This window comes from Microbacterium sp. 3J1 (assembly GCF_001049495.1).
Taxonomy (GTDB): Bacteria; Actinomycetota; Actinomycetes; order Actinomycetales; family Microbacteriaceae; genus Microbacterium.
Genome location: NZ_CDWI01000011.1, coordinates 1,096,397 through 1,103,902, shown reverse-complemented (window position 1 = coordinate 1,103,902; position 7,506 = coordinate 1,096,397). Strand labels below are relative to the sequence as shown.

At 69.8% G+C, this 7,506-nt stretch carries 5 protein-coding genes and 1 pseudogene; 4 read left to right on the top strand and 2 right to left on the bottom strand.

Features of this window, described 5'->3' with window-relative positions; all coding sequences use genetic code 11:
* Window positions 1–2,668, top strand: a pseudogene (locus BN2660_RS14350) (DUF11 domain-containing protein); the annotation flags it as partial.
* Window positions 2,669–2,692: 24 nt separating this feature from the next.
* On the top strand, window positions 2,693–3,181 hold the full coding sequence (locus BN2660_RS14345; protein ID WP_218054118.1) for a hypothetical protein: 489 nt from the start codon (window positions 2,693–2,695) through the stop codon (window positions 3,179–3,181).
* 36 nt (window positions 3,182–3,217) lie between these two features.
* Here the strand turns inward: BN2660_RS14345 and BN2660_RS14340 are convergent, their stop codons facing one another.
* Entirely contained in the window at window positions 3,218–4,567 is a 1,350-nt protein-coding gene (locus BN2660_RS14340) for a cryptochrome/photolyase family protein (protein ID WP_091233454.1), read from the bottom strand.
* Between the two features lie 62 nt (window positions 4,568–4,629).
* The gene (locus BN2660_RS14335) at window positions 4,630–5,043 is read right to left on the bottom strand and encodes a DoxX family protein (RefSeq protein WP_091233451.1); all 414 of its coding nucleotides are present in this window, start codon (window positions 5,041–5,043) and stop codon (window positions 4,630–4,632) included.
* A gap of 54 nt (window positions 5,044–5,097) precedes the next feature.
* On the opposite strand from BN2660_RS14335, the gene BN2660_RS14330 reads away from it, so the two are divergent.
* Entirely contained in the window at window positions 5,098–5,457 is a 360-nt protein-coding gene (locus tag BN2660_RS14330) for a YnfA family protein (RefSeq protein WP_091233448.1), read from the top strand.
* Window positions 5,458–5,578: 121 nt separating this feature from the next.
* The gene (gene thrS / locus BN2660_RS14325) at window positions 5,579–7,504 is read left to right on the top strand and encodes a threonine--tRNA ligase (protein WP_255305190.1); all 1,926 of its coding nucleotides are present in this window, start codon (window positions 5,579–5,581) and stop codon (window positions 7,502–7,504) included.
* Window positions 7,505–7,506: the final 2 nt, after the last annotated feature.

The following is a 7,506-nucleotide window of genomic DNA, read 5'->3' as shown; positions in this document are numbered from 1 at the left end:
GCCTCCGATCGGCGCTCCGGCGAGCGCCCTCGCTCCGGCGACCGTCTCGCTCGCCCCCGCACCCGGCCTCGTGTTCACGAAGACCGCGTCGCTCGACGCCCCCGGTGCCGCAGCGGCGGGCGACGGTGTCACTTTCGACTTCCGCATCGAGAACACCGGAACCGTGAGCCTGTCGGACGTGGCCATCACGGACGAGCTCGTGGGCATCGGCCCCCTCACGATCGACTGGCCGGCGGGTGCCGGAGTGCTCGCGCCCGGACAGGTGGCCAGGGGGACGGCGTCGTACGCCATCAGCCAGGAGGACGTCGACCGCGGCACCGTGCAGAACACGGCGTCGGTGCGCGCGACGACGCCGTCCGGCGAGACCCTCACGGCGACATCGACCATCGCACCGCTGTCGACGGCCGACCACGCACCGTCGATCCGCACGATCAAGGGCGGGTCGTACGTCAGCGGGTCCGGCGGCGTCGGCAGCGTGATCGAGTACACGTTCGACATCACGAACACCGGCAACGTGACATTGCGCCTCGTGCGTCTCCAGGACGACCTGGAGGGTCTCGGCACTCCGCAGATCGAGTTCCCGGCGACGTCCGGCATCCTCCCGCCCGGCGGTTCGGCGAAGGGCGTGGCTCGGTACACGGTGACGCAGGCCGACGTCGACGCGGGGTCGATCACGAACATCGCCACGTCCTTCGGCACCTCCCCGCGCGGCGTCGTGGTGTCGGACAGCTCCGACCCGTTCACGATGGACACCGACCTCCCGACCACTCCGGCGCAGGCGATCCGCACCACTCAGACGGCGCAGCTCGCCCCGGGCGGCAGCGGCGCCGTCGGCGATGCGATCGACTACGTCTTCACGATCCAGAACATCGGGAACACGACGCTCACGGGCGTCGCGCTGAGCAACACGGTCGACAACCTGTCGGGCGTGGCCTTCGTCTGGCCGGATGCCGCGAACCCCGGCCGTCTACTGCCGGGACAGACCGTGACGATCACGGCGACGCGCCCGGTCAGCCAGGCCGACGTCGATGCCGGCACCGTCCGCAACATCGCGACCGGCACCGGCACGACCCCCGCCGGGGCGGTGGTGAGCTTCAGCACGCCGGCCACGATCGTGCCGTTGGCGGGCGGCGTCGGTGCGCTCGAGGTGTCGAAGATCGGCGCGCGAGAAGGCGACGGCGGCGTCGGCACGCGGATCTCCTACGACTTCGTCATCACGAACAGCGGCACGCTGACGCTGTCGTCGGTGGCGCTGGCCGACGCGCTCGACGGGCTGTCGCAGATCTCCTACGGCGCGTGGCCGACGACCGAGGGCACGCTCGCGCCCGGCCAGTCGGTCGCGGCGACGGCCGAGTACACGGTGGCGCAGGCGGACGTCGACGCCGGCGTCGTGCGGAACATCGCGACCGTCAGCGCACTCACGCCGGGCGGTGACGCGGTGACGGCCGAGTCGACGGAGTCCGCCGTGCCCACGATCGGCGCCGCACCGGCCATCGACGTCGAGAAGACGCAGGCCTTCGCCGAGGGTGGCACCGGGCGTCCCGGCGATCGTGTGGACTACGCGTTCACGATCGCGAACACGGGCAACGTCACGGTGCGGGACATCGTCTTCGCGGACGGCCAGTTCGGTCTCGCCGGTCTGCAGATCACGTGGCCCGGGGAGCCCGGGGTCCTCGCTCCGGGGCAGGTGGCCTCCGCCACCGCCTCGTACGCCCTGACGCAGGCGGACGTCGACGCGGGACGCATCGCGTCGGCGGCCTCGGTCAGCGGCACCGGATCCGGGATCGTCGTGAGCGACCAGGACGCGGGCGAGACGCTGATCGCCGCGACCCCGGCGCTCGATCTCGTGAAGACCGCCGAGCTCACGGGCGCGGCGCAGCAGGGGGGCGGTGTGCGGTACACCATCACCGTCACCAACTCCGGCAACGTCACCCTGTCGGATGTCGCCGTCGTCGACGAGCTCGCGGGACTGGGATCCCCGACCGTGGTGTGGCCGGGTCTCCCCGGAGTCCTCGCCTCCGGGGAGACCGTCTCGGTCAGCGCCGACTACGTGATCACCCAGGCCGACGTGGACCGAGGCCACATCGACAACCTCGCGACCGCGACGGGTTCTTCACCGGACGGCACCGTGGTCGAGGCAGAAGACGCCGCCCGCGTCGAGGTACCGAACGAGCCGCGGATCGAACTCGCCATGAGCATCTCGGTGCAGGACGGCCAGCAGGGCTTCGCCAGCGACCGGCTGCTGTTCCGCTACACCGCGACCAACACCGGCACCACGACGCTCACCGGCGTGAAGATCAGCGACCCGTATCCGGGTCTGAGCGCCATCACCTACACCTGGCCGGGCGAGCCCGGGGTGCTGCTTCCCGGCCAGAGCGTGACCGCGGTCGCCACGGTCGTGATCACCGCCGCCATAGAAGGCACCGTGGTCACCTCACGGGCTGTGGTGACGAGTGTCGAAGCCGCATCCGGTGTGCCGGTGCTCGACGCGGCATCCGATGCGCTGAACCTCCCCGAGCCGGAACCGGGCGGCATCCTGCCCTTCACCGGCGGCGGGGACGCGCTCCCGCTGGTCGGCGGTTCCGCGCTCTTCCTCCTCGCGGGCCTCGTGCTGCTGATCACCGGCCGTCGCCGCCGGTCGATGCGGCCCCAGAACTCCTCCTCCTAGAACTCCGCACTGAAAGGCGACACGATGCAGATCATCCGCACCTCCTCCTCGACCACCGCAGGGCGCCGTCCGGCTGCCACGGGGGTGGTCGCGGCAGGCATCGCCCTGGCTCTCGGACTCGTCCTCGTCGGCTGCACCGACGGCGGTCCCGAGCCCACACCCGCACCGACCGCGACGGAGACCGACGCGGCGGAAGCCGGGATCACCGACATCGTCGACACCCCGGGCTCCGGGGAAGGGCTCGTCGGGGCCCTGGCCGACGCCGAGGTGACGACCTGCGAGCTCAGCGGCGATCACTGGGAGGTCGCCGGCACGGTCACGAACTCGAGTGATGCCGCCGCCTCGTATCGGATCTACGTCTCGCTGCTCACCGAGGGCGGCGACACCCGCTCGCTCACTCAGGTCAACGTCGATCCGACCGACCCGGGGGCGAGCGCCGACTGGGCGACCACGGTCGCCGTCCAGGACGAGGCGCTCGACTGCGTGCTCCGGGTCGAGCGCTACGCGTCCTGACGACGACGGTGGTCGGCGGTCACCCTCCGCGCGGCGTCACCCGGCGTCGCGAGGTGACCGCTTCACCACGTCGTACGCGGCGAGCGCCGCTCTGCGGGTCTCACCGAGATCGACGATCGGCTCCGTCGGGGCGTCCGTCGCCCACTGAGACACGTACAGGCCGCTCCGGTCGAACTTCTTCGCCTGCAGCTCGGGGTTGAAGATCCGGAAGTACGGAGCGGCGTCGGCGCCGGAGCCGGCGACCCACTGCCAGTTGAACGCGTTGTTGGCCCCGTCGGCGTCGACGAGCGTGTCCCAGAACCACTGCTCGCCGAGCCGCCAGTCGATCAGCAGGTTCTTGACCAGGAACGACGCCGTCACCATCCGCACCCGGTTGTGCATGTAGCCGGTGTGCCACAGTTCGCGCATCCCGGCGTCCACGAGAGGGATCCCGGTCTCCCCGTGCTGCCAGGCCTCGAGCATCGGAGGGCTCAACCGTGGCCAGGGGAAGGCGTCGAATTCGCGGCGGAGGTTCCGGGTGGCGAGTTCGGGGAAGTGGAACGCAGTGTGCCACGCGAACTCGCGCCAGCCGAGCTCTGAGAGGAAGCCCCCAGCACCCTCGGTCGCGACGGCCTCGTGCCACACCGTGAACGGGCTCAACTCGCCCCAGCGGAGGCGGGGGGACAGGAGCGACGTGGCACCCGCCGAGGGCTCGTCCCGAGCCGTGTCGTACGTGGGGAGGTCGTCTGCGAGAAAGGTCCGGAGGCGTGCTCGCGCGGCGGGTTCGCCGGGCTCCCACGTCTCCCGCAGTCCGCCGGCCCAGTCCGGCCTGGTCGGCAGCAGGCCCCAGTCATCGAGGTCGTCGGATGCCGCTGCGCTCGTCGCGCCGTCGATCTCCCGCGGCGAGGGCAGTGGGGCACGCGGGGCGGGGACCGCGAGGCACGCGCGCCAGAACGGCGTGAAGACGGAGAAGTGCGTGCCCGCTCCGGTGGTGACCGTCCAGGGTTCGTGCAGCAGCGAGCCCGCGAACGACGCGACCTCGACCCCGTCTTCGCGCAGGGAGGACTTCAGTGCGGCATCGATCTCGCGCTCCGCCCCGCCGTAGCGGCGGTTCCAGAAGACCGCGGAGGCTCCGGCATCGTCGACCACTTCGCGGACGACCCGCTCCGCCGGCCCGCGCCGCAACACCAGTCGCCCCCCGATGTCGGCGATGCGATCGCGAAGAGAAGCCAGCGAGTGGTGCAGCCACCACCGGGCAGCACCTCCCAGAGGTCGGATGCCGCTCGACTCCTCATCGAACACGAACAGGACGATCACGGGTTCACCGCGGTCCACGGCTGCTCGCAGCGCGGGATTGTCGGCGAGTCGCAGGTCGTCGCGGAGCCAGACGAGCGAGGGGGATGCCATGGCACCATTCTGACCCACGGAACGAACTCCGTCGCCGGGGTTGCGCCCGGGTCCTCGGCTCCTCAGCGCCGCCCGGACCGGAGGACGGGTCGGGGCTCCTCGCGGGTGGCCCACAGGGCCCACGCCACGAGGAGCGGCTGCAGGAACAGGCGCCCGAAGCGGCGTCCGTCGGTGTCGAGTCCCGGCGTCGAGCGCTTCGTCAGCCACTGGTGCACGTTGCCCGGGAACACGGCCACGAAGAATCCGGCGGTGGCGACACCGAGCCGACGTCGCTCACGAGGGAGCGCGATCAGGCCTGCCGCGAGCGCGATCTCGGCGGCTCCGGATGCGAGGACGATCGCATCCTTGTCGAGGCGGCTGACCTTCGTCGCCCAGTCGGGCACCACGACGCGGAATCCCCGGGTGCCGGTGAAATGGAGGACGCCGATCGCGCCGAGTGCGATGGCGAGGATCCAGCGTGCGACTGCTCTGATCATCCGCTCACGCTACCGTGCGGTGGCGGCTGCACTCCGGTTTGCGAGACTGGGCGCATGACCGTGCTCCGCATCAGCATCCTCTTCGTGCTCGCCGCTGCCGCCGAGATCGGCGGAGCCTGGATGATCTGGCAGGCGGTCAAGGAGAACAGGGGCTGGCTGTTCGCGGTGGTCGGGGTCATGGCGCTCGGCGCGTACGGGTTCCTCGCCGCTCTCCAGCCCGACGCGAACTTCGGTCGTGTCCTCGCCTCGTACGGCGGCGTGTTCATCGCCGGATCGCTGGCGTGGGGGATCATCGTCGACGGCTTCCGGCCCACCGTATGGGACTGGGTCGGCTCCGTCGTCGCCCTGGTGGGAGCCGCGATCATCATCCTCGCTCCGGCGGCCGCGACCGACGGCTCCGAGACCGCTCTGTAGCGGTCAATCGCCCTCGCGCATGCGAGTAGCCTGGATCCAGACCCAGATGGAGTGTTCAGTGCCCGAAAATGCCCAGCCGAAAGACGGCTTCGCCCTGTTCTCTGACCGTTCCGTCGTCGCGATGCGCGTCGGCGGAGTCCTCAAGGACCTCGCCGCCACCGTGACCGACGCCGACGAGGTCGAGCCGGTCACGATCGACAGTCCGGACGGACTGAACATCCTTCGTCACTCGGCGGCGCATGTGCTCGCCCAGGCGGTGCAGCGGATCAACCCGCAGGCGAATCTCGGAATCGGACCGCCCATCACCGACGGCTTCTACTACGACTTCGGTGTCTACACCCCGTTCACGCCCGAGGACATCAAGGCCATCACCAAGGAGATGCAGCGCATCGTGCGTGAGGGGCAGCGCTTCGTGCGCCGCGTCGTCACCGACGACGAGGCGCGGGCAGAGCTCGCCGACGAGCCGTTCAAGCTCGAGCTCATCGGGCTCAAGGGCGGCAAGGAGGCGGCAGAGGGCGCATCCGTCGAGGTCGGCGAGGGCGAGCTCACGATCTACGACAACACGACCCGCGACGGCGAGGTGGTCTGGAAGGACCTCTGCCGCGGACCGCACCTCCCGAACACCCGGATGATCGGCAACGGCTGGGACCTCACCCGCATCGCCGCCGCCTACTGGCGCGGCAGTGAGAAGAACCCGCAGCTGCAGCGCATCTACGGCACCGCCTGGCCGTCGAAGGACGAGCTGCGCGAGTACCAGCACCGCCTCGAGGAGGCCGCGAAGCGCGACCACCGTCGCCTCGGCAAGGAACTCGACCTGTTCTCCTTCCCCGAGGAGATCGGCTCGGGCCTGTCGGTCTGGCACCCGCGCGGCGGAGTCGTCCGCGGCGAGATGGAGCAGCACGCGCGCAGGCGGCACATCGAGGGCGGCTACACCTACGTGTACACGCCGCACATCTCGAAGGAAGACCTCTTCCTCACCTCGAACCACCTCGTGACGTACAAGGAGGGCATGTACCCGCCGATCGTCATGGACGAGGAGCGCGACGACGAGGGCAACATCACCAAGCAGGGCCAGGACTACTACCTGAAGCCCATGAACTGCCCGATGCACATCCTCATCTACAAGGAGCGCGCTCGGAGCTACCGTGACCTGCCGCTGCGTCTCGCCGAGAACGGCACCGTGTACCGCAACGAGCTCTCCGGAGCGCTGCACGGCCTCACACGCGTGCGCGGGTTCACCCAGGACGACTCCCACCTCTTCGTCACGCCCGACCAGCTCGAGGGCGAGGTCGCGAAGGTCCTCGAGTTCATCCTCTCGATGCTGCGCGACTTCGGTCTCACCGACTTCGAGCTCGAGCTGTCGATGAAGGACGACGAGAAGTCGAAGTGGATCGGGTCCGACGAGTTCTGGGAGTCGTCGACCGATGCTCTGCGACGCGTCGCCGTGGCATCCGGTCTCAAGCTCACCGAGGTTCCGGGCGAGGCGGCGTTCTACGGTCCGAAGATCGACCTGAAGACCCGCGACGCCATCGGCCGCACCTGGCAGCTCTCGACCGTGCAGGTCGACCCGAACCTGCCGGAGCGCTTCGACCTGGAGTTCATGGACAAGGACGGCCAGAAGAAGCGGCCGATCATGATCCACCGAGCGCTGTTCGGCTCCATCGAGCGTTTCTTCGCGATCCTGCTCGAGCACTACGCCGGCGATTTCCCGGTGTGGCTGTCGCCGGTGCAGGTCGTGGGAATCCCCGTCGCCGATGACTTCGCCGACTACCTCGGAGACGTCATCGACACGCTCCGCAGCCAGGGCGTCAGGGCCGAACTCGACAGCTCGGACGACCGGATGCAGAAGAAGATCCGCACGCACACGACCGGCAAGGTCCCGCTGCTGCTGATCGCGGGGGAGAAGGACCGCGACGCGGGCACCGTCTCGTTCCGCTACCGCGACGGCACCCAGGAGAACGGCGTGCCGATCGTCGATGCCGTGTCACGCATCCGCGCCGCGATCGACGGGCACGCTCTCGTGCAGACGGTGGGGGACCTGTCGTGACC